At 70.7% G+C, this 22,475-nt stretch carries 19 protein-coding genes and 3 pseudogenes; 10 read left to right on the forward strand and 12 right to left on the reverse strand.

The genetic code is table 11. The features are described from left to right. Positions 1-347: 347 nt before the first annotated feature. From xdhC to FB465_RS02770, 6 genes and pseudogenes are all read right to left on the reverse strand, one after another. Entirely contained in the window at positions 348-1,157 is an 810-nt protein-coding gene (gene xdhC, locus FB465_RS02745; RefSeq protein ID WP_145787272.1) for a xanthine dehydrogenase accessory protein XdhC, read from the reverse strand. 1 nt (position 1,158) lies between these two features. Continuing rightward, entirely contained in the window at positions 1,159-3,600 is a 2,442-nt protein-coding gene (gene xdhB / locus FB465_RS02750) for a xanthine dehydrogenase molybdopterin binding subunit (RefSeq protein ID WP_145787274.1), read from the reverse strand. Beyond that, entirely contained in the window at positions 3,597-5,060 is a 1,464-nt protein-coding gene (locus FB465_RS02755) for a xanthine dehydrogenase small subunit (protein ID WP_145797095.1), read from the reverse strand. The genes xdhB and FB465_RS02755 overlap by 4 nt, the downstream gene beginning before the upstream one ends. 686 nt (positions 5,061-5,746) lie before the next feature. After that, positions 5,747-6,799 (reverse strand): alpha/beta hydrolase, encoded by a 1,053-nt coding sequence (locus tag FB465_RS02760; RefSeq protein ID WP_145787276.1) that lies wholly within the window; start codon positions 6,797-6,799, stop codon positions 5,747-5,749. Between the two features lie 158 nt (positions 6,800-6,957). Continuing rightward, a complete protein-coding gene (locus FB465_RS02765) occupies positions 6,958-7,173 on the reverse strand; it encodes a hypothetical protein (protein WP_145787278.1) in 216 nt (71 codons plus the stop codon). Positions 7,174-7,433: 260 nt separating this feature from the next. Further along, a pseudogene (locus FB465_RS02770) lies at positions 7,434-7,562 on the reverse strand (family 1 glycosylhydrolase); the annotation flags it as partial. A gap of 254 nt (positions 7,563-7,816) precedes the next feature. Between FB465_RS02770 and FB465_RS37405 the strand changes: the two are divergent. Beyond that, the gene (locus FB465_RS37405; protein WP_281292322.1) at positions 7,817-7,942 is read left to right on the forward strand and encodes a hypothetical protein; all 126 of its coding nucleotides are present in this window, start codon (positions 7,817-7,819) and stop codon (positions 7,940-7,942) included. Next, positions 7,939-8,235 carry a hypothetical protein gene (locus FB465_RS02780; RefSeq protein WP_246192467.1) on the forward strand — a complete coding sequence of 99 codons (297 nt, stop codon included), beginning with the start codon at positions 7,939-7,941 and terminating at the stop codon, positions 8,233-8,235. The genes FB465_RS37405 and FB465_RS02780 overlap by 4 nt, the downstream gene beginning before the upstream one ends. Here the strand turns inward: FB465_RS02780 and FB465_RS02785 are convergent. Further along, entirely contained in the window at positions 8,215-9,501 is a 1,287-nt protein-coding gene (locus tag FB465_RS02785; RefSeq protein WP_211785709.1) for a sensor histidine kinase, read from the reverse strand. The genes FB465_RS02780 and FB465_RS02785 overlap by 21 nt on opposite strands. A 191-nt stretch (positions 9,502-9,692) precedes the next feature. Between FB465_RS02785 and FB465_RS02790 the strand changes: the two genes are divergently transcribed. The 5 genes from FB465_RS02790 to FB465_RS02810 all read left to right on the forward strand — a co-directional run bounded on the left by FB465_RS02790 (position 9,693) and on the right by FB465_RS02810 (position 15,280). Next, positions 9,693-10,328 (forward strand): hypothetical protein, encoded by a 636-nt coding sequence (locus tag FB465_RS02790; protein WP_246192468.1) that lies wholly within the window; start codon positions 9,693-9,695, stop codon positions 10,326-10,328. After that, a complete protein-coding gene (locus tag FB465_RS02795; protein WP_145787285.1) occupies positions 10,328-11,029 on the forward strand; it encodes an ABC transporter ATP-binding protein in 702 nt (233 codons plus the stop codon). The genes FB465_RS02790 and FB465_RS02795 overlap by 1 nt, the downstream gene beginning before the upstream one ends. Further along, positions 11,026-11,739 (forward strand): ABC transporter ATP-binding protein, encoded by a 714-nt coding sequence (locus FB465_RS02800; protein ID WP_145787286.1) that lies wholly within the window; start codon positions 11,026-11,028, stop codon positions 11,737-11,739. The genes FB465_RS02795 and FB465_RS02800 overlap by 4 nt, the downstream gene beginning before the upstream one ends. Then, entirely contained in the window at positions 11,736-14,396 is a 2,661-nt protein-coding gene (locus FB465_RS02805) for an ABC transporter permease (protein WP_145787288.1), read from the forward strand. The genes FB465_RS02800 and FB465_RS02805 overlap by 4 nt, the downstream gene beginning before the upstream one ends. 146 nt (positions 14,397-14,542) lie before the next feature. Continuing rightward, entirely contained in the window at positions 14,543-15,280 is a 738-nt protein-coding gene (locus FB465_RS02810) for a response regulator transcription factor (protein ID WP_145787290.1), read from the forward strand. Between the two features lie 33 nt (positions 15,281-15,313). Here the strand turns inward: FB465_RS02810 and FB465_RS02815 are convergent, their stop codons facing one another. Next, entirely contained in the window at positions 15,314-15,631 is a 318-nt protein-coding gene (locus tag FB465_RS02815) for a hypothetical protein (RefSeq protein WP_145787292.1), read from the reverse strand. Between the two features lie 255 nt (positions 15,632-15,886). Then, positions 15,887-16,207: a hypothetical protein gene (locus tag FB465_RS02820; protein WP_145787294.1), complete on the reverse strand. Its 321-nt coding sequence runs from the start codon at positions 16,205-16,207 to the stop codon at positions 15,887-15,889. Positions 16,208-16,362: 155 nt separating this feature from the next. Between FB465_RS02820 and FB465_RS02825 the strand changes: the two genes are divergently transcribed. From FB465_RS02825 to FB465_RS02835, 3 genes and pseudogenes are all read left to right on the forward strand, one after another. Beyond that, complete coding sequence (locus FB465_RS02825; protein WP_145787295.1) at positions 16,363-17,040, forward strand: response regulator transcription factor; 678 nt, start codon at positions 16,363-16,365, stop codon at positions 17,038-17,040. A 4-nt stretch (positions 17,041-17,044) separates the two neighbouring features. Further along, positions 17,045-18,415 (forward strand): sensor histidine kinase, encoded by a 1,371-nt coding sequence (locus FB465_RS02830; protein ID WP_211785710.1) that lies wholly within the window; start codon positions 17,045-17,047, stop codon positions 18,413-18,415. A 129-nt stretch (positions 18,416-18,544) separates the two neighbouring features. Beyond that, positions 18,545-19,207, forward strand: a pseudogene (locus FB465_RS02835) (arsenic resistance protein); the annotation flags it as partial. 24 nt (positions 19,208-19,231) lie between these two features. On the opposite strand, the gene FB465_RS02840 reads toward FB465_RS02835, so the two are convergent. The 3 genes and pseudogenes from FB465_RS02840 to FB465_RS02850 all read right to left on the reverse strand — a co-directional run bounded on the left by FB465_RS02840 (position 19,232) and on the right by FB465_RS02850 (position 22,136). Then, the gene (locus tag FB465_RS02840; protein ID WP_211786042.1) at positions 19,232-19,771 is read right to left on the reverse strand and encodes a hypothetical protein; all 540 of its coding nucleotides are present in this window, start codon (positions 19,769-19,771) and stop codon (positions 19,232-19,234) included. A gap of 17 nt (positions 19,772-19,788) precedes the next feature. Beyond that, positions 19,789-19,944: pseudogene (locus tag FB465_RS02845) on the reverse strand (site-specific integrase); the annotation flags it as partial. 515 nt (positions 19,945-20,459) lie between these two features. Further along, positions 20,460-22,136 carry a hypothetical protein gene (locus FB465_RS02850; protein WP_145787301.1) on the reverse strand — a complete coding sequence of 559 codons (1,677 nt, stop codon included), beginning with the start codon at positions 22,134-22,136 and terminating at the stop codon, positions 20,460-20,462. Between the last annotated feature and the right edge of the window lie 339 nt (positions 22,137-22,475).

Here is a 22,475-nt window from a genome sequence, read left to right on the forward strand (position 1 = left end):
TCCCCTTTTGGCACGATCTACGCATGTCGTTGATCGCTTGGAGCCATATCGGAGAGCCGCTGGTCGTGGCGAGGACAGCGAGGACGATAAGGGCGATCCGGCCGGGCGGGAGCTTGCGCCAGCGAGAGCGGTCTTCTTCAGGTGACCGCGGACCAGGCCGGAGGTGGTTCGGCTCCCTCACGGCGGGTCTGTTGCCGGCAGGTCGGTCTGTCGCAGCCCAGGAGTCCAGGGCCTGCCGCACCGGGGCCGATGCCTGTTGAAGTGACGGGCATGGTCGTGTCGAAAGGGCGCCCCGCACCTGTGCGTTCGCACGAGCGCGGGGCACCCCTGTCGATCCGGTTGGAGAGTCAGCATCCTTCGGTTTCGAAGGTGCGCAGCAAATCGGCAGCGACGCTCACGGCAATTGTCGCGGGATCCTTGCCGGTGATGTCGGCCAGCCCGATCGGGGTCTTGATCCGATCGATGGTGGCCTCGTCGTGACCGCCCTCGGTGGCGAGGCGTTTGCGGAACCGCACCCACTTGGCCGCCGACCCGATCAGCCCGATGGAGCCGAGATGGGTTGTGCGCAAGGCGGCGTCGCACAGAGCGGCGTCCTCGGCGTGATCATGGGTCATGATCAGGATGTGGGTGCCGCGCGGCAACTCCGCCAGCACCTCCTCGGGCAGCAGCGGCGTGTGATGCACGGTCACCTGCGCCACCGCGTCTGCCAGCACGTCGAGCCGCTCCTCGGTGAGGATGTCGGAGCGGGTGTCGATCAGATGGAGGTCGAGGTCCTGACGTGCCAGGATGCGCGCCAGTTCCAGCCCGACGTGCCCGACGCCGAAGATTGCCACCGCTCGTACCGCCGGCAGCGGTTCGAGCAGCACCGAGACCATGCCGCCGCAGCACTGCACGCCATGCTGGTTGACCACCTTGTCGTTCAGGGCGAAATCAATCAGCTCCGGCTCAGGCTTGGACGCGGCGATCATCTCCCGCGCCCGGTCGATCGCGACGGCCTCGACATTGCCGCCACCGATCGAGCCCCACGTCTCGGTCTGCCCCACAACGAGTTTCGCACCGGCGTCGCGCGGCGCATGGCCGCGCACGGTCGCGACGGTCACCAGCACGCCGGACTCCCGGCGTGCTCGCAACCGTGCCACCGCGGCGACCCACGTCATGTCAGGCACCGCTCAGCGCTTTTGCATCGGTTTGGATCCTGCCGTTGGCGACGTGCCCGTTTCCAGCGTGGCCGTTGGTGGCAAACCCGTTGCGGGCGTGACCGTTCCGGGAGACATCGCCCTGGCGAGCCGCCTGGATCGCCCAGTACACCGCCTCCGGCGTCGCGGGCGAGGCCAACTCGACGCTGACCCCGCTCGACCCGAAGGCGGCGGCGGCCTGCCGCAACGCTTCTCGCACCGAGAACGCCAGCATCAGCGGAGGCTCACCCACCGCCTTGGACCCGTATACCGCGCCCTCTTCGGTTGCGTTCTCCAGAAGCGTGACGTTGAACTCCTCGGGCATCTCCGAAAAGCTCGGCAGCTTGTAGGTGCTCGCGGCCTGCGTCAGCAGCCGGCCGCGGTTCGGCCCGTCACTGGCGTCCCAGCGCAGGTCCTCGAGCGTCAGCCAGCCCGCTCCCTGCACGAAACCACCCTCGACCTGACCGATGTCGATCATCGGGGACAGGCTGTCGCCGACATCGTGCACGATGTCCACGCGCCGGATGCGGTAGGCACCGGTGAAGCCGTCCACCTCCACCTCGGCTGCGGCGGCGCCATGCGCGAAGTACTTGAACGGCGAGCCCCTGAACGTCTTCGCGTCCCAGTGCAGACCCTCGGTCCGGTAGAAACCGGCCGCCGACAACTGAACCCGCTGGAAGTACGCGGTGCGCACCAGGTCGTCCCAGGCCAGCTCCTTGTCGCTGCCGAGAGTGCGCGCGACGCCCTCGACGATGCGCACATCCGAGGCGTTCGAACCCAGCAGGGTGGCGGCCACCTGCAGCAGCCGCTCGCGCAGCTGCTCGCAGGCGTTCTTCACCGCCGCGCCGTTGAGATCCGCCCCGGCACTGGCGGCGGTGGCAGAGGTGTTGGGCACCTTGTCGGTTCGCGTCGGGGCCAGCCGCACCTTGTGCAGTGGGATACCCAGCGTGGTCGCGGCAACCTGCAGCATCTTGGTGTGCAGGCCCTGGCCCATCTCGGTGCCGCCGTGGTTGATCAGGACCGAGCCGTCCTTGTAGATCAGCACCAGCGCGCCGCCCTGGTTGAAGGCGGTGAGGTTGAACGAGATTCCGAACTTGAGGCCGGTGACCGCAAGTGCCCGCTTGGTGTTCGGGTGCGCGGCGTTGAAGGCGGCGATCTCGCGCCTGCGATCGGCGATGCCGGCGTTGTCCTGAACCTGCTGCCAGACGGCGGAGATCCGTTCGGGGTGAACGACCGGCTGTCCGTACGGTGTTGACTGGCCCTGCCGGTAGAAGTTGCGCTCCCGCAACTCCATCGGATCCAGACCGAGCAGCGGCGCGCACCGACCCATGATGTCCTCGATCACCAGCATGCCCTGCGGTCCGCCGAAGCCGCGGAAGGCGGTGTTGGAGACCTTGTTGGTCCTGGCGATGCGACCGGCGATACGCGCGTTGGGAATCCAGTAGGTGTTGTCGATGTGGCACAGCGCACGGGCCACCACCGGCTCGGAGAGGTCCAGGCTCCAGCCGCCGTCCGCGGTCAACGTGGCGTCCAGGGCCTGAATGCGGCCCTCGGCGTCGAAGCCGATCTTCCACGTGGCGTGGAACCCGTGCCGCTTGCCGGACATGGTCAGATCCTGAGTCCGGTTGAGCCGCACCCGAACCGGACGACCGGTCAGCCTGGCGCCGAGCGCGGCGACGGCCGCGAACCCATGCGGCTGCATCTCCTTGCCGCCGAAGCCGCCGCCCATCCGCAGACACTGCACGGTCACCTCGTGGCTGTGCAGACCGAGCACGTGCGCGACGATTTCCTGGGTCTCCGAAGGATGCTGGGTGCTGCTCTGGACGAACACCTGCTCGGCCTCGTCGATGTAGGCCAGCGCCGCATGCGTCTCGAGGTAGAAGTGCTCCTGATCGGAGAACTGGAACTCTCCGGTGAACACGTGCGCGGAGTCGGCGAAGCCCGCGTCGACGTCGCCGGTCAGCATCATCGGCCGGGCGCCGTGAAAACTGCCCGCCGCGATCGCTTCCTGAAGCGTGATCAGGGAGGGCTGTTCGTCGAGTTCCACCTCGACGGCCGCCGCACCGAGCCGGGCCGCTTCCAGGGTCTCGCCGAGCACCCAGGCGACCGCGTGGCCGTGGAACATGACCTCGTCGGGGAACAGCGGTTCGTCATGCTTCATCCCGGCATCGTTGACGCCGGGCACGTCGGCACCGGTCAGCACACGGACGACACCGGGCACGGCGAGCGCGGGCTCGGTGCGCAGCGCGGTGATCCTGCCGTGGGCCTTCATGACCTGGACCGGATAGGCGTGCAGCACGTCCTTGGTGCGATGGTTCAGGTCGTCGGTGTAGAGCGCGGTACCGGTGACGTGCAGAACGGCACTCTCGTGCGGCATCGAGACACCGACGACAGGCTTTTCGGGGCGCTCGGACAGATGACTCATGACGACACCGCCTCGGTGGTTTGCGCGTGCAGCTTCAGCAGGCTCTGGCCGAGCATCGCGGATCGGTAGTCGGCGCTGGCGCGGTGATCGTTCATCGGCGTGCCCTCGGCCTGCAGCACAGGGGCTGCGGCCTCGACAGTCTCCGCCACCCACGGCCTGCCCTCCAGAGCCGCTTCGGTGGTGAGCGCGCGGATCGGGGTGGCAGCCACGCCGCCCAGGCCGATGCGTGCCTTGCGGACGATCCCGTCCTCGATGTCGAGCACGAAAGCGACTGCCACGCTGGAGATGTCGTCGAAGCGCCGCTTGGCGATCTTGTGGAAGGCCGTGATCGGCGACAGCGGCAGCGGGATGCGCACCGCGCGGATCAGCTCGCCGGGACGGCGCACGCTCTGCCGGTAACCGGTGAAGTAGTCCGCCAGCGGGACCTCGCGCTGACCGTCGGCGTCGGCGAGCACCACCGATGCCTCCAGCGCGAGCAGCACCGGCGGGCTGTCACCGATGGGCGAGCCGGTACCCAGGTTGCCGCCGAGAGTCGCAGTGTTGCGGATGAGCCGGGATGCGAACTGCGGGAACAGCTCTGCCAGCAGCGGGATGCCGCCGTCGAGGCGGCGCTCGATCTCGGTGAGCGTCAGCGCCGCCCCGATCTCGATGTGGTCGGATTCGACTCGCAGTTCCCGCAGTTCGGACAGCCGATCGATGGCGACCACGCAATCCGCCCGGCGGGAACGGATATTCACCTCCACACCCCAATCAGTGGAGCCGGCGACCACCACCGCGTCGGGCCGCTCGCGCAGCAGCTGCAGCGTTTCGGCCAGGGTGCTCTTCCGCAGGAACACGCTGTCGTTCTGGACGTATTCGGTGGCAACCGGTGCCGGCGGGGACTGCTCGCGACGCTGTGCCAGCGGGTCCTCGTCGGTGGGCATACCGACCGCGAACGCGGCATCGCGAATCGGGCGATAGCCGGTGCAGCGGCACAGGTTTCCGCTCAGCGCGTGCAGATCGAAACCGTTCGGACCCTGCTCGTGGTCGGTGCTGTCGGCCGAGTCCGCGTGCGCGCAGCGGTCGGGTCGGTAGTACTCGGCAGCCATGCTGCAGACGAATCCCGGTGTGCAGTAACCGCATTGGGAGCCGCCGCGGACCGCCATCTCCTCCTGCACCGGGTGCAGGGTCGGCGGCATGCCGGGTTCACCGGCGGTGGCCAGACCTTCGGAGGTGATGATCTCCTGACCGTCGAGCGCCGCGACCGGGACCAGGCAGGCGTTGACCGCCACCCAGTCGGTGGGCTTGTTCACCCCGGGACGGGCCACCAGGACCGAACAGGCGCCGCATTCACCCTCGGCGCAGCCCTCCTTGGTGCCGGTGAGGCCACGCTCGCGCAGAAAATCCAGCACTGTGGTGTGGGGCGCAGCCGGTGAAATCGGTGCTTCTTTCCCGTTGACCGTGATCCGCGCCGCTACCATGACAAGCCTTCGTTCCGGTGGACGATCGGTCGATTCATCATCTTCGCCAATTTCAGGCAGCTTTCTGTATTCAGACTCGCCACGTGAGAGGAGCGGGCGCAGAATGGCACGCCACAGCGACATGGCGGGACGTCACGTGAGAGGAGCGGGCGCAACGCGGCACGCCACAGCGACGTTCCGGGAGGTTGCGACGGGAAGCCCGGAATGTGCCACGCACGGGCACATCAGAAACGGCGTGCTCAGCAGCCGTGCGCGATCCGACCCGGAACCCAGACCGTGCGGCGGGCGAGGCGACCGAGATCAGAGCTGGTGTACATCCGCTGGTCGCCTCCTTTCGGCAGTTAGGGGTCGGCTTCTACCGCAAATTAGTGGCTGGGGCCACAGAGGTCAAGAGGTTGACCTCGGTCGATCATCCAGGGGCGTACAGGGCCACGGTGTGATCACATCGAGAGTGCTCGTACCCCGCATCGGCCCACGCTTGGGATCGTGACGTTCCGTCCGGTCCACCGATTCGGCTGCCTCTTGGTCGGCTGACTGCGGCTGCTGGCGCAGTCCTCCGCAGCCAAGGATGTGTAGACACTGGTGCTCCGGCCCCGCTCGCGGCCGGCGCGCTCGGCGGATGCCCGTGCGCGGTCAACTGCCCGGCGCCGCCTGCCCCCACCGGCACCCCGGGCACACCCTGAACCTCAGCCCGCTGCCAGCGCCAACCGCAGCGCACCGGCCGCCTCCGCCGTTGCCTCGCGGAAACGGCGGCCGATACCCAGGAAGTTGATGTACCCGTGGATGAGGTCCGGCTGGCGGCTGAGCGCGACCACCACCCCCGAGTCCGCCAGCCGCCGGGCGTACGCCTCGCCCTCGTCGCGCAGCGGGTCGAAGCCGGCCGTCGCGATGTACGCGGGCGGCAGGCCGGCGAGGTCGGCGGCGAGCAGCGGCGAGAGCCGGGGATCGGTGCGGTCCACGCCCTCGGGCGCATAGTGGTCGGCGAACCAATCCATGTGCGCGCTGGTGAGGAAGAACCCGTCGGCGAACAGCTCACGCGAGCGCCGGCGCCTCGACGCGTCGGTGGTCGGGTAGAACAGCAGCTGGAACACCGGCGCGGGCCCACCGCGCCGGGCGGCCAGCTGGGCGGTCACGGCGGCCAGGTTGCCGCCCGCGCTGTCGCCGCCGACCGCGATCCGCGACGGATCGCTGCCAAGGTCGGCGGCCTTGGTGTGGGCGAAGTCGAAGGCGGCCAGCGCGTCGTCCACGGCCGCGGGGAAGATGTGCTCGGGGGCGAGCCGGTACTCGACCGACAGCACTCGCACGCCCGCCCGCTGGGCGAGGAACCGCGCGGTGTTGTCGTGGCTCGTCCGGGTACCGAGCACCCAGCCGCCGCCGTGGAAGAAGACCAGCAGCCCGGACGGCTCGGCGAGCCCGGCCGGCGTGTACAGGGTGGCCGACATCTCGCCGTACTCGACGGGGATGCGGATCTCCCGTGTCGCCACCGGCTCGATCGGCGCGCCGCTCACCAGATGCCGCCCCAGATCCAGCGCCGCCCGCGAGTGCGCGACCCCGCCGGGGCTGACCAGGTGCGTGCCCGAGAGCTGCTGCAAACGCAGCAGCAACTGTGCGTCCAGCGCCAGCTCCTGGCCGTCCCGCCGCACCGGCGCGCCCGCGATCAGCCTCCGCAGCGGACCGGGCATCGCGTAGGCGGCCTTAACAGCCGCCGCCTGGACCCGGACCTGGAACGGAATCGTCATCGTGCCTCCTGGCGCGTCCGCCGAGCAATAGGGGTTCCCCACCGCGAACGTACCGGTTGGTAGCAACCTTGAACAGAGACTCTGCCCCCGCCCTCCTCACCTCGCGGACCTTGAGAAGCGTGCGTCCGGCCCCATCCCCGGCTGCCGGTTCGACACGGTCAGCACGTCGATGACCTGCCGCTCGGCCCCGCATACGCCGCCGCCACCCGCTCACCCGCAGGCGGCTGTCGGGCCTCGACCGTCACCACGGGCATCTCCGGTGTCATCTCCGCAAGCACCTCGGCGACCATCTCCCGCGCGATCCGCAGACGATGCAGCCCCTCCGGGGCCAGCTCCAGCGGTCTACACCCTCCCTGGCCCAGCAGGCCGAACACGCCACCACCTCGGCCATCGGACGAACCGGGCCGCCCTGGCTCGTCCCAGGGCCAACTGGCCGACCAAGCCGGGGCCGTCCTCCCGGCCACCGAGCCAAACACCTGATTGGAAGACCCCGACTGCAGTACGGTCGTGCGCCTTCGATCGTGATGTTCGGCTCGAGCCTGCACAAGAGATCTGCGAGCACGCCGTTGGCGCCGCTTCGTGCGGCCGGGCTCTCCGTCCATTCTCATGTCACGCCAGTCAGCCGCAGGCCCACCTACCGTGCGTGCCGCGCCTTGTGGACCGCGATCAGGTCGCGATACCAGGTGTAGGACGCCTTCGGGGTGCGGCGCTGGGAGGTGAAGTCCACGTGGACCAGGCCGAACCTTTGATGGAACCCCTCAGCCCGTCGGACAGACTGTCATCGTATCCGTCGGTGTGGCCAGCAGAGGCCGCCCTGACGGACACGATGGTCAAGCTCGTTCCAGTAGTAACGCGCGCCTCCGTCGCTACGCATCAGTCCGCGACGAAGCGCGCGGGTTCGCGGAATCCTGGAGGAGTCTCTGGGTGAACCTGTACGAAGGTGAGGCTGCAGGTGTCGACCACGGTGCGGGTTCCGGCTTGACCTTCGAGTCGGGTCGAAAGTCTACCGTCGGCGGTGTGACGACCTACCGAATCTCGCAGCTGGCCGAGCGGTCCGGCGTGCCGACCGCCCTGCAGCTGGAGGTGCGGGCACCCAAGTCCGCCGCCGGGATGCTGGCCGACCTCTTCGGAGCGACCCCATGACCACTACCTCTCCCCGCCCGTCCCGGCCCTGGGGCGCGCTCGGCGCCGGCACGGCCGCGGTAGCCGCCTGCGCGGTGTGCTGCGCGGGCCCGGTCCTGGCCGTCCTCGGCGGCATCGGCATCACCTCCGCGATCGGCGCGATGTGGATGCCCGCCCTCGCCGTGGCCGCCGGACTCGGCGTCCTGGTGCTCCGCCGCCGGCGCCGGACGGCGTCCTGCCGAACCGGTCCCGTGCCGGCCGACCTCGGCATGCCGTTTGTGCTGGTGCTCGCCCTATCCCGGGTGCGGGAGTAGCAGGGTGAATATCGTCGGTGCGGTCTTGGCCAGGGTGAGTCTGCCGCCTGCGGTTTCGGCGAGGTCCCTGGCGAGTGCCAGGCCGATGCCGGTGCCGGGCCCGGTCGTGGTGCCTCGGTCGAAGACGGTCTTCGGGTCGAGGGTGAGAGTTCCTTCGTCGGCGATGTCGAGGGCGAGTGCGTCTCCGACTTCGCGCAGGGCCACCTCGACGGAGCCTCGGCCGTGTTTTCGGGCGTTGTCCAGGAGGATGTCGAGGATCTGCTCGGCGGCGCGGCTCGGGAGCGGGAGGATTGCGGTTCCGGGTTCGAGGGTGAACCGGATGCGGCGGCCGTCCTGGGCGAAGGGGTCGTGCCAGCGGCGTTCGGCTCGCTCCAGGAGTTCACCAGCCGGTTGGGAGGCGGTGTGGGTGGCCGGTGCTGCCTCGGCCTTGGCCAGCCGGAGGACCTCGTCGATCGTGTGCTGGAGGTGTCGGGACTGCTCGAGGGCTTCCGCTGCTGCCGCGCGCAGGTCGGCTTCGGGGGTGGTGAGGGCCGTTTCGAGTCCGAGTTGCAGGCCGGTCAGGGGGGTGCGCAGTTGGTGGGAGGCGTTGGCGGCGTAGTCCCTTTCGTGCTGCAGCAGGCGGGCCAGGCGCTGGACCATCGCGTTGTGGCTGCCGGCCACCTGGTCGATCTCGGCGATTCCGCAGGTGGCGGCGCGGGCGGTCAGGTCGCCGTCGGCGACGGCTTGAGAGGTCCGGGACAGGGCTTCCAGGGGGGCGGTAAGGGCGCGTGCCTGGCGGCGTGCGACGAGCAGGGCGGCGCCGAATGCGACCAGGGCTGCGCCCAGGAGGGCGAGCCAGGCCAGGAGGACGCGGTTCCACACGCCCTGACTGCCGGCCGAGGCGCGGACCACCCCGATGACGCGCTCCGCGGTGGAGACGGGAACGGCGACGACGAGCTCGTCTGCGCTGTGCCCGTGCACCACCTTCCCGCCGGCCGCGCGGCGGGTGGTGGCGTCTGCCGCGTCCGGTCCGGTGCCGGCGCGCAGGCGCATCTGCCCGTCGTACAGGCCCACGCCTCTGTCGCTCTGGGCGGGAGGCAGCTCCACCGGGTCGCCTGCGGCGAACTCCGGGCCGACACGTACGGCGGCCTCCAGGGCGTCGCGCTCCAGTTCGCCGCGTTCGTCGGCGAAGTAGGCCGCTTTGATCACCAGGGCGAGGGGTACGGCGAGCAGGATCAGGGCTACCAGGACGGCCACCACCGCCACACGGGCCACACGCTGTCTCATGCGCCCATGATGACTGCGTCAGGGCCGGATACGCCGGTGACCGCCGCGCGCCGCCTGGTGGTTTTGCCGTCCTCTAACCGGCAGCGGTGCGGGCGTTAACCACCTGCTGCCTAGCGTCGTGGATATGGCGGTCACCTCCACGTGAAGGGCACGCGATCATGCGACGCACTCTTCTTCTTCCCGCTGCCGCCGTGGCGCTGAGCGCGGCGTTGGTGGCGGGGTGCGGCGGCGCCGGCAAGACGCCCCCGACCGGCGCCAGCGGAAATCCCCCGGGCAGCTCCGCTCCTCAGACGCCCACGCCACCGACGGCGCCCCAGTCACCGACACCTCAGACGCCGACGCCGGGGCCCACGGAGTCGAACCCCGCCGGTGACATCCCCGACACCCAGGCGTTTGTCGTCTACCAGCCTCCGGACGGCGGATTCGCGCTCAAGGTCCCGGAGGGCTGGGCCCGTCTGACCGCGGGCACGGCCATCGTTTTCACGGACAAGCTGAACCGGATCGAGATCGCATCGGCGTCCGTCCCGGCCGCGCCAACGCCCCAGTCGGTCACCTCCCAGGTGGTGCCCGCGCTCCAGAAGCAGGTGCCCAAGTTCGCCATGGGCGCAGTCACGACGGTCTCCCGGCCGGCCGGGCAAGCAGTGCTGATGACCTATCAGGGCGACTCGGCCCCGGACCCGGTGACGGGCAAGGTGGTGCGCGATGCCTTCGAGCGTTACGCCTTTTACCACAACGGCCGTGAGGTGGACCTGACGCTGTCCGGTCCCGTCGCTGCGGACAACAAGGACCCGTGGCGCATCGTCACCGACTCGTTCGGGTGGAAGTGATGACCGCACCCGGTGCCGCGCCACAGGGCCGGGCGGGCGGGGTCGATGCGCTCGACGCGCGCGACCTGTACCGGTTCTTCCGCGCGGGCGAGGAGGAGACCCTCGCGCTGCGCGGGGTCAGTGTGCGGGTGCGGCCCGGGGAGACTGTCGCTGTCGTCGGGCCGTCCGGCTCGGGCAAGTCCACGCTGGTGGCGTGCCTGGCCGGGTTGGACGAACCCGACGGCGGCGTCGTCCGTGTCGGTGGCGAGCGGATCAGTCACCGGCCGGAGGCCGAGCGGGCCCGGGTGCGGGCCCGCCGTATCGGCGTCCTGCTGCAGTCCGGCAACCTCATCGCCCACCTGAGCGTCCGGGACAACATCCGGCTGGCCCGGATCGCCGCCCCCGGAAAGAGCACCCAGGACATCGCCGAGCTGCTGGAGCAGGTCGGCCTCGCGCACCGCGCCCGGGCCCTGCCGCAGGAACTGGCCGGCGGCGAACTGGCCCGCGCCGGCCTGGCCGTCGCCCTGGCCAACGACCCCGACGTGCTGCTCGCCGACGAGCCGACGGGTGAACTGGACGGGCAGACGGAGCAGCGCGTTCTGAACCTGCTGCGCGAGCGCGCGAGCGCCGGACACGGCGTGCTGATCGTCACCCACAGTCCCGAGGCCGTCCGGATCGCCGACCAGGTCATCCCCCTGCGCGACGGGAGGATCCGGACATGACGTCCCTGGAGGTTCTCGTCCACTGCCAGGACGCCGCACGCACCTTCGGGCAGGGAGCGGCCGCCGTCGTCGCTGTGCACGGCGCCAGCTGCCGGGTACACGCAGGGGACAGGATCGCGATCACCGGCCCCTCGGGATCCGGCAAGTCCACGCTGCTGCACCTGATGGCCGGCCTGGAGGAGCCCACCAGTGGCCGGGTGGCCTGGCCCGGCCTCGGCGGCGCAGGCCGCGACGCCCTGGCCGGGCAGGTCGGTGTCGTCTTCCAGGGCCCGAGTCTGATCCCGGCACTGGACGTGACTGAGAACGCGGGGCTGCCGCTGGTACTGGCCGGTGTGCCGGAAGCACAGGCCCATCGGCGGGCGCTCGAGGCCCTGGGTCTGGTGGATGCCGCCGACCTGGCGGACAAGCTGCCCGAGGAGCTGTCCGGCGGCCAGGCCCAGCGGGTCGCCATCGCGCGCGTGCTGGCCCTCGGCCCGCGCCTGGTCCTGGCGGATGAGCCCACCGGACAGCTGGACCGGGCAACGGGCCAGCACATCGTGGACGTCCTGCTGGCGACCGTGAGCGAGGTCGGGGCCGCGCTCGTGCTGACGACCCACGACCCCGCCATCGCGCAGCGGCTGGATGAGCGGTGGACCATGCACGAAGGGCGACTGCTCGCCGCTCCGACGACCGATCAGCACCCGCCGGCGGCGGGCCAGGAGGAGACATGACGATCATCATGTGGGTCGGCGGGCTGGTCCGCCGACGCGGCGGGCGGCTGCTGGGGACGGTGATCGGCATTGCCCTGGCCGTCGCGGTGGTGGCGGCCCTGGGCTCGTTCCTGACCGCGTCGAAGTCGACGATGACCGCCCGCGCGGTGCGCTCGGTGGCGGTGGACTGGCAGGTCGAGGTGCAGCCACAGGCCGACCCCGACACGGTCCTGGCAGCCGTCCGGTCGACTGCCGGAGTGCGGGTCGCCGAGAGCGTCGGATTCGCACGCAGCACCGGATTGCAGGCGATTGCGGGCGGGAGTACGCAGAGCACCGGGGCAGCCGTCGTCCTCGGCCTGCCGGACGGCTATCCGGCCGCTTTCCCGCAGGAGATCCGGCAGCTGACCGGTGCCTCGTCCGGCATCCTGTTGGCCCAGCAGACCGCGGCGAACCTGCACACCGCCCCGGGTGACAGCATCACCATCAAGCTGCCCGGCACGGGACCGGCCACGGTCCAGGTCTCCGGCGTGGTCGACCTGCCGCAGGCCGACTCCCTGTTCCAGAAGATCGGCGCTCCGCCGCAGTCCCAGCCCTCCGCCCCGCCGGACAACGTGGTGCTGCTGCCCTCCGCCCTCTTCAACACGCTGACGGCTCCCGTGCGGGCCGTCGACCCGGCCGCGGTCACCACGCAGATCCACGTCGCCCGCGACGCGCGGCTGCCCGCCGACCCGGCCGCCGCGTACACCTCCGCCGTGCGCGCCGCGCACAACCTGGAGGCGAAGACCTCCGGCGGCGCGGTCGTGGGCGACAACCTCGCCGCATCCCTGGACGGCGCCCGCAAGGACGCCCTGTACGCGCAGATCCTGTTCCTGTTCCTGGGTGCCCCCGGAGCGGTCCTGGCCGCCCTGCTGACGGCGGCCTTCGCCGGCGCCGGCGCGGACCGGCGGCGCCGCGAGCAGGCGCTGCTGCGCACCCGGGGGCTGCGGTCCCGTCAGGTGGCGGGCCTTGCCGGGCTGGAGGCGGCCCTGGTCGGTGCGGGCGGCGGCGTGCTCGGCCTCGGTGTCGCCGCTCTGGCCGGTCAGTCCGCTTTCGGCACAGCGTCGTTCGGTGCCACCGCCGCCTCGGCGGCGGGCTGGTCCGTGGTCGCCCTCGTGCTGGGACTGTCCATCGCCGCGGCGGCCGTCCTGGTACCCGCGCTGCGCGACCTGCGGGTGAGCACCGTCGCCGAGGCCCGCCAGGTCATCGGCCGTGCCCGCTCGCCCTGGTGGATGCGGTTCGGGCTGGACTTCATCCTGCTGGCCGTCTCACTGCTCATCTTCAAGGCGTCCAGTGGGAACCAGTACGCCCTGGTCCTTGCACCGGAGGGAGTGGCGAGCATCTCGGTGTCGTACTGGGCCTTCCTCGGTCCGGCCCTGCTGTGGCTCGGCTCAGCCCTGCTGCTGTGGCGGCTGGCGACCCTCGCCCTGGCCCACGGCCGCCGTCCGCTGGCCCGTCTCGCCCGGCCGCTGGCCGGCGCGCTCGCCGGCACGACCGCCGCGAGCATGTCCCGCCGGCGCCGGCCGCTTGCGCGGTCGGCGGTCCTGCTGGCCCTGGCCGTCTCCTTCGCCGCCTCCACCGCGACGTTCAACGCCACCTACAAGCAGCAGGCCCAGGTCGACGCAAGGCTGACCAACGGCGCGGACGTCACCGTGACCCAGCCGCCGGGCGCGGGCGTCGGGCCCGACGCCGGGAGCCGGCTGGCCGTGGCCGGGGTGCGGCATGTCGAGCCGATCCAGCACCGCTTCGCCTACATCGGCGCGGACCTGCAGGACCTCTACGGAGTGCGGCCCGCCACCATCGCCTCCGCCACCTCCCTGCAGGACGCCTACTTCGCCGGCGGCACCGCCAAGAGCCTGATGGCCCAGCTCGCCTCCCGCCCGGACTCCCTGCTTGTCAGCGAGGAGACCGTCAAGGACTTCCAGCTGGCCCCGGGCGACACCGTCAACCTGCGACTGCAGGACAGCCGGACCAAGGACCTGCACACCGTCGCCTTCCACTACGCGGGCGTCGTCAAGGAGTTCCCCACCGCCCCCAAGGACAGCTTCTTCGTCACCAACGCCGACTACGTCGCCCAGACGACGGGCAACAACGCAGTCGGCGCGTTCCTCCTCGACACCGGCGGCACGCACCAGAAGGCCGTGGCCAGCCAGCTGCGTCAACAGCTCGGCACCAGCGTCACCGTCACCGACATCACCCAGACCCGCTCCGCCGTCGGCTCCAGCCTCACCTCGGTCGACCTGGCCGGACTCACCCGGATCGAACTCGCCTTCGCGGTCCTGCTCGCCGCCGCCGCAGGCGGCATCGTCCTGGCCCTGGGCCTGGCCGAACGCCGCCGCACCTTCGCCATCACCACCGTCCTCGGCGCCACCCGCAGGCAGCTGCGGGGACTGGTCCTCAGCGAGGCGGCCGTCATGACCCTGGGCGGCCTGACCGGCGGCGCACTCATCGGATGGGCCCTGTCGCAGATGCTGGTCAAGGTCCTGACCGGCGTCTTCGACCCACCGCCCGCGACCATCGCGATCCCCTGGCCCTACCTCGGCGTCACCATCCTCGCCGCCGTCGCCGCCATCGCCGCCGCGGCCCTGAACAGCGCCCGCCGATCCACCCGACCCGCCGTCGAAGAACTCCGTGAACTCTGACGCCGTGAAACGTGACGGCACATCAGATCATTTCGCGCGCGATAACCGTGTTGCCCGAGCGGCGCTCCAACCCGTGTCGGACGCCGTCCCACCCGGCGCAGCTGCAGGCGCCGCGCTCCGGCATACCGCCCGCTACCCTTCCAGGCATGCCCGCGCCCGCACCCCAGGACCGCACCCGCGTCCTCGTCATCGAGGACGACGACACCATCGGCCGCCACCTCGAGACCGGACTGCGCGGCAGCGGCTACAGCTGCACATGGTGCCGCACCGGAGCGAGCGGGCTGGCCCAGATCGGCAACAACCCCCAGGACGTCGTACTCCTGGACCTCGGCCTGCCCGACACCGACGGCATCGACATCGCCCGCCAATTGCGCTCCCGATTCCCCGACCTGCTCATCGTCATCCTCACCGCCCGCAGCGACGAGATCGACGTCATCGCCGGCCTGGACGCCGGAGCCGACGACTACCTGGTCAAACCCTTCAGCCTGACCGTGCTGCTCGCCCGGCTGCGTGCCCACCTCCGTCGCCGCCCCACCGGCACGCCGCCCGACGAGACCCCGATCCGCCTCGGCGACCTGACCGTGGACCCCGCCGCACGACGCTGCCTGATCGCCGGGAACGAGATCGCCCTGCGCCCCAAGGAATTCGAACTCCTCACCGCCCTGGCCCAACACGCGGGCACCGCAGTCTCCCGCGAGACCCTGATGGCGCAGGTCTGGGACGAGAACTGGTTCGGACCGACCAAGACCCTGGACGTCACCATGGCCTCCCTGCGCCGCCGCCTGCACGAGGCGGCTGCCTCCTCCCCGGTCCCCCCGCGACTGCCGGCGATCACGACCCTGCGCGGCCACGGTTACCGGCTGGACCTCGCCGACCAGGACTGACAACGCGGCGACAGAGCAGAGACCAGAACCAGGTCAGGGATGCTCTGCGCTCTCCCCGAGCACCCACGCCAGCGCGCGCACCACCCCACGGGCGAAGTCGCGCTCCTCCTGGTCGCGGAGCGGATTGTTCGAGGTGGCGCGGGCGGCCCGCTCCTCCCCGCGCAGCTGAGCGTCGCTGGGGACCACCTCCGACGTCAGTGTCGCGCCGCTGACCGGTCCGACGTGCCTGCGGCCAGCCGCCCACCGGTAGCCGGCCAGCGCTCCGCGGACCTGCGGCCCGGCCTCGGCCACGCTCTCCAGCCGGACGATCTCCGCCTCGACCTGCTCCAACCCCCGGACGCCGACGAGCACTGCTCACCTTCCGCCACACCGGGCGAGATCGGCACCGACATGCGCCCCGGCACCCCACCCCGGCACTTCCGGATGCCAGAAGGTCGTCGCGTCTCACCGGGGTTCGGACACAGGCACTGCGCGGTGCATGACCGCGCCCCGCACCCGCGCTGCCGGCAGGCCGGGCTGCGCGGCGGGCGCGGGTGGGGACGACAACTGCGGGCCGCAGGCCATGCTCGCGCCGCAACGGCCGGGCAAGCCCTGGGGCGCGTTCGATCACTCCGCTCCGGTGAACCGGTGGTCGACGGCGCTGGACGAGTCGGCGTGGCCGCCGGGCCCGTCGGAGACGCCGTTCTCCGGTGCCTCGCCGGACCGCTCCTGCTCCCCGGTCGCGCCGGACTTCCCGAGGTCCGGGGCCCTCTGGTCGCCCTGCTGAATGTTGTCCGGGTCCGCACCACGGTCTTCGGTGGTCACGGAGGCTGGCACGGTATGCGGCGCCGGCGTGGACGACGACGCCATCGCGATACCGCCACCCGCCCCACCGGCCAGCAGTACGGAGCCGGCGATGAGTGCGAGCCTGCGTCGGGTGATGGTCATCTGCGTCTCCCTCCCTGATGGGGATGGATGTCCTCTGCGGACAGACCCAGCCTCCGCTCCGGCCGCTGAGAGGATGCTGAGAGGATGCTGAGAGCCGCACCGACGCTCACCGGGCCGCTCCCACCGTGCGGGGTACGGTGTGAATGAGGCAGGCCATGCGGGTACTGGTGATCGAGGACGAACAGGGGCTCGCGGCGGCGATAGCGCGAGGGCTCGCCGAGGAGGGCTTCGCGGTCGACGTGGCTCACGACGGCGTCGACGGGCTGTGGAGTGCCACGCACGAGCCGCACGACGTCATCATCCTGGACATCATGCTGCCCGGGCTCTCCGGGTACGAGGTGCTCAAGCGCCTGCGGGCAGCACAGGTATGGACCCCCGTACTCATGCTGACCGCCAAGGACGGCGAGTACGACGAGGCCGACGCACTCGACCTCGGAGCCGACGACTACCTCAGCAAGCCCTTCTCCTACGTCGTCCTGCTGGCCCACCTGCGCGCCCTGCTGCGGCGCGTGGCACCGGCCCGCCCGGCGGTACTGGCGGCTGCAGACCTCACCCTGGACCCGGCCCGGCATCAGTGCCGTCGCGCCGAACGGGAGATCACCCTGACCCCGCGGGAGTTCGCGCTCCTGGAGTTCCTGCTGCGCCACCCCGATGAGGTGGTCAGCAAGACCGACATCCTCACCCACGTGTGGGACGAGAACTTCGACGGCGACAGCAACATCGTCGAGGTCTACGTCGGCTACCTGCGGCGCAAGATCGACGCCCCGTTCAACCGGCGGACGATCGAGACCGTCCGCGGCGTCGGCTACCGGCTGCTGAGCACCGGGGGGTGAGCCGATGGGTACTCGGATCACGGCATGGTGGGCTCGGCGGTCGCTGCGCCTGCGCCTGAGCGCCGCCGCCGGCGTGGTGATCGCGGCCGCCCTGGCGGGAGCCGCCGTGCTGCTCGTCGCCTGGCTCCACGCCAGCCTCATCCACCACCTCGACCAGACCGCCCTCCAGCGTGCCCAGGTCGTCGCAGCGGCCCTCGAGACAGGAGGCGTCACCTCCTCCCTTCCGGCCTCCGAGGAGGGCGACACCGCAGTACAGGTGATCGACAGCGCCGGGGCAGTCCGGGCCAGCTCGACCAACCTGGAGGGCGAGCCACGCCTGTTCACCTTCTCCGCTGCCACCTCCGGCGACCCGCAGCCCCGCACGGTCCACGGCCTGCCCCTGGGCGAGAACGGCGCCTGGCGAGCCGTAGCCGTCCCCGCAGGGACAACGCCCGATCCGCTCACCGTGTACGTCGCCGTGCCCACCGCCACGGTGGACCACAACCTCGCCCAGCTCACCACCGGCCTCGCCGTCGCCGTGCCCGTGGTCGTCGGCCTGCTCACCGGCGTCACATGGCTACTCACCGGACGCGCGCTGAGACCAGTCGACGCCCTGCGGGCCCAAGCGGCGGAGATCACCGCCTCCGACCTCGGCCGCCGCCTCGACGTCCCGCCCGCCAACGACGATCTCGGCCGGCTCGCCACAACCCTCAACGACCTGCTCGCCCGGCTGGACGCCGCCACACGGCAGCAGCGCCAATTCGTCGCGGACGCCGCCCACGAGCTGCGCAGCCCCCTGAGTAGCCTGCGCACGCAGCTCGAGGTAGCCGCCCGGCACCCCGGCTCGGCGCAATGGCGCACCCTCGCCCCCGACCTGGCGGAGGAGGCCGAACGGCTCTCCCGGCTGGTCGACGACCTCGTGTGGCTGGCCCGCCTCGACGCCCGCCCCCGCCTGCGGCGCCGCCCGGTGGACCTGGACGAGATCGTCTTCACCGAGGTCCGCCACGCCAGGCAGCAGACGCCTCTCGTCATCGACGAGAGCGCGGTCGGCGCGGCGCGGGTGAGCGGCGACGCCGAGGCGCTCGCCCGTACCGTGCGCAACCTGCTGGACAACGCGGCCCGGCACGCGACCGGCCGCGTCGAGGTGCGCCTCGCGGTCCACGACGGCGTCGCCGAACTGGTGGTCGCCGACGATGGGCCCGGTATCCCGGAAGCCGACCGGCAACGTGTTTTCGAGCGCTTCACGCGCCTCGACACCGCACGTGCGAGGAACGCCGGCGGCAGCGGACTCGGGCTGGCCATCGTCCACGACATCGTCACCGGCCACCACGGCAGCGTCCACATCGAGGACAACGCCCCGGGCGCCCGGCTCGTCGTCCGCCTTCCCGCCCACTGAGAGCTGACCCCATCAGCAACACGTGAGGCGTGCTGACCAGCAGTTTGGGAAGGGATCTTGAGCCGAGGGGGAAGGATCACATTCCGGACCTTGTGTAGTCGCCGGTCAGCGGATTGTGTCGGTTGACCGGAGTACGCGATCAACCCGATACTCGGCGCGCTGCTGTTCGTCACCTTCCTCCAGGTCCCGGCCGCCGAACTGCTCCGGTCCCTTCGCGACGGCCGGTTCCTGTCCGCCGCGGTGGTGGTGAACTTCGTCGTGGTGCCGCTGGTCGTCGCCGCGATGTTCACCTTCCTGCCCGCCGACCAGGCGGTGCGCCTCGGCGTCCTGCTGGTGCTGCTGTGCCCGTGCGTGGACTACGTCATCGTCTTCTCCGGCCTGGCCAGCGGCTCCAACCGCCGCCTCCTCGCTGCCACCCCCGTCCTCCTGGTCGCCCAGATGCTGCTGCTGCCGGGCTTCCTCTACCTGTTCATGGGCTGGGAGCTCGCCGACGTCGTCGAGGTCGGCCCGTACTACGTGATCTTCCTGGTCGTGATGGCGTTCGCGGGGAAGGCCGTGGCCCGGCTGATCCGCCTCGATTCCGGCGCCGGCCGGGCGATCGTGTTCACCGGCGCGACCCGCAACTCCCTCGTCGTCCTGCCGCTCGCCCTGGCCCCGCCCGGCGACCTGGCCGTCGCCGCGGTCGTCGTGGTCACCCGGACCCTGGTCGAGGTCCTCGGCATGGTCACCTTCGTCCGCCTGGTCCCGCGCCTGGTGCCCGGCGACGCCCCGGCGCAGGCCGCGTCGCTCTGACACCCTGCCATCCGGATCGGCCAGCTACCTCGGCAGCTTCGCGGTGCGTTCCGGGTAGGCCGCGCCGACATAGCGCATGGCGGTCGCGTCTGTGATCCCGAAGAGCCGCATGAGCTTGAGCGGGTCACCGGTGGCGAAGGCTTCGTCGAGGATGCGGTCCTGGCGCATGCCCTCCAGGGTCAGTCCTTCGGGCAGGCCGATGCGCAGGGAGTTCCTGTTGACGGGCGGGTGGTCCGGGTCGAGTGCGGTCTTCTGGCTGACCAGCAGGTGGGGGTTGAGGGAGGCGGGCCAGCGGTGGTGGCGGTAGGTGAGCCAGTCGGCGGCGAGGCGGTGGGTGATCTCCTCCAGGTAGAGGGTGTGCCGCAGCAGGCCGCGGCGCAGTTCGAGGGTTCCGCGGGCGAGGTTCAGCTCGGCGGTGAGCGCGTCGCGGATCTCGTTGACGGGGACGGCGTGGACGGCGGCCAGGGCGACGGTGAGCCGCGCGGACGGGGTCGCGGCGTGGTCGAGCAGGCCGGCCAGGAGGTCGGAGGGGACCGGCCGCGGGATGCCCGTCAGGTCGCGCACGGCGAGGTGGCGGGCGGGGTCGACGGCGCCCGCTTGCCCACACCGGCGAAGTACCGGTCGACCTCCCGGGACGAGAGCTGCCACGGCACCGTGCCGTAGAACTCGCAGACCTCGATCACCGGCTTGATCAGCCCGTCCAGAGTCGTCGGCGCCAGGCCGGCCGCGTCCCGCGCCCGTGATGTCGGCCTTGAGGAACTGGCGGGAACCCGCACGTACCCCACTAATCGAGGCGGAGAGTGATGAGCTGGCGAGCTCGGCCCAGCAGTCGCGTGGGGTGACGACCTCCCGTGGGATGGCGACGCGTTCGACGGCGTTCGGGCCTTGCCGACAAGGGAAGGAACTCTTGGTTCCGCGGTTGCATCCGTAAGCCGATGGGACATTCGCCTGGGCCAGCGACGCGTGTCGCCGTAAGCGGCGCGGTCACGTCCGCTGGAGGTGTATCGACGGCCACTTGGCGATCCAGTCCGCTCTGCGGCCGTGGCCACAGCGGAAGTCCGGACGGACCTGCCGGGTGGTCGATTGGTGCGGCCGGAATCTCCCTCTACCTACTGTCCCGCCACGGCGGACGACCGGAAGCCAACCCACGTCCGGTCAGGCCATGCCGATCCGCGACGCCTCGTCCCGGAGGAGCACCCGGCCTACCTCCCGTGCCGCGCTGGGTGGGCGGCGATCGCACTGCGGGGTCCCCTCAGCACAGCAACGGGTCCCAGTCCGCTGTGGGCCCGGTGTAGGTCCCGGCCGCGTCGGCCGCCCACAACGCCTGCTCGAACAAGACCAGGCTGGTATAGACCGCCATCGTGTTCAAGCAGCGGCAGTCCCCGCCGTGCTTCGCCAGGTAAGCGGGCGTGATGTGGGCCGGCCGGGCTTGCCATGTGGCAGCGTCGAACCCGCGACATGTCTCGCAGGCGGCGAAATGCTCCAGGCAGTCGGCCACCATCCGGTCGTAGCCGGCGCGGTCGCGGCACCTGGCCCGTACCGAGAACACCTCGCTCGCGGTGGCGGTAGCGGTAGCGGTCTGCTCGGCTCCGTCGGTCAGCAGCGGGTTGAGCGAGTTGAGCACCGGATCGCAGTAGAGGTCGCCCGGGGCGCAGTCGGCGTCTCGAGCGAGGTTGTCGAGGAGGAGCGATGACTGGTATCGGCCCTGATACACCTGCCAGATCAGTTGCCGGCCGGCCAACAGCAGAGGCCACATCGACCCATGGTCGATTGCCCAGGCCAGCACGTCCACACAGAAGCGTCCCAGCGGGCCCGCACTGTCCACGCCCTGGTGCGCGGCGACGATGGAGAACAGGTTGTACGCCTCGTTGGCGCAGTTGTCATGGCGGCGGTCGAGCGCTTCGTGGGCGCACAGGGCCAGCAGTGACACGGCGTCGACCAGCGCGTCATCCGCAGGGCCGGTGTGGGTTCCCTCCAGCAGCGCGGCCAGGGCGAGAGGCCGGATCCCCGAATTGATCAGCCGGTACTTCAGCGCCCTCGACTCGTCAGCGCCGAATTGCGGGCTCTTGGCCTTCTCGTGCAGCACATCCAGATATACGGCCTGAAGAGTGATCATCCAGTTGTCCATGACAAGGCGAGACGCCAGGTCCTCGTGCTCCACGAGGCAATGCTGGACATATCCGGCGGTCAGCCTGGCGCAGTCCTCCATCACGCCCATCGCGCCCGAGACGAAATGGTAATAGTCCGGGAACGTCCCGTAACAGCTGGCCATCGACTGCCCGCTCACACACCTCTGGCACAGGACAGTGTTGTCGAGCTGGCACCACGCCCACCCGTAGCCGATCTCGGCGAACGCCGCCATGGTCGGTGTTCTCGGCATCGGTACGGCGGCGGAGGCGACCATGAGCAGCGCCTCCGCCCGAGGGACCAGCCCTCGCCTTGGCGGACAGCTCCTGGGTAACCGCCCCAGCTCAGGCAAGGTCATCGCCTTGTCCGCGGTGTTCTCGCCGGCGAGAACACCGGCAGCAGCGGGGTCGTAGGCGCCGGCGCGTGAACCGTCCGGCGCCGTGTCGAGGGTGTGGAGCATGCCCGAGCTCAGCAAGGCACCGGCCTCCTGTGCTTTCAAGGCGACAACGTCCCCGGTCGGGCTGTGCTCGTCGTGCCCGCCACATCCACCGCATCGCGGCGGCTCGGACAGCGCTGTCGCGGCGGCGCGGCGGAGGAAAGCCCTCCGGCAGGCCGAACATTCGGCCTCCACCACGACATGGCACTTGTCACGCTCGATGGCGCCGCTCCCCCAGATCCGCCGCCGTTGAGGCAGCTCCTCCACATCGGCAACCAGTTCCTCGAAGTCGACCTCACCCTGGTCGGACAGTTCGTAGAGCGCGCCGAAGAGTCCCTTCCGCGGTGGCACCATATGTGAGGACACGAAGCCTCCATGAATGCGACGGCATGTCAACGCCAGCGCGCAGCACACCTGAGGCCACGAAGCCGGCAGAGCAGACAGGTACCCCGGAGCAGCTGAACCACACCGATGAACCGGTTAGCAGCCTGTCCTGACAGATCGTACAGGGACGTCCGAAAGGCGGGCTCCGGCTTTCGTGGGGCGATGCCCGGCGGACCTCCGCAGGGCGAGGCCCGTGCTCGCCCCCGTCAGTGTCTCGGCGGAGGTGCGCCCGGAGCGCATCGGAGCCCATCGGGGCGCCCCGCCACGGATTCGCTCCGCGGCGCGACTCGCGCGCGGGACGCGGTCTCGCTTCTCGGCCGC

The organism is Kitasatospora atroaurantiaca, from assembly GCF_007828955.1.
In the GTDB taxonomy this organism is placed as follows: Bacteria; Actinomycetota; Actinomycetes; order Streptomycetales; family Streptomycetaceae; genus Kitasatospora; species Kitasatospora atroaurantiaca.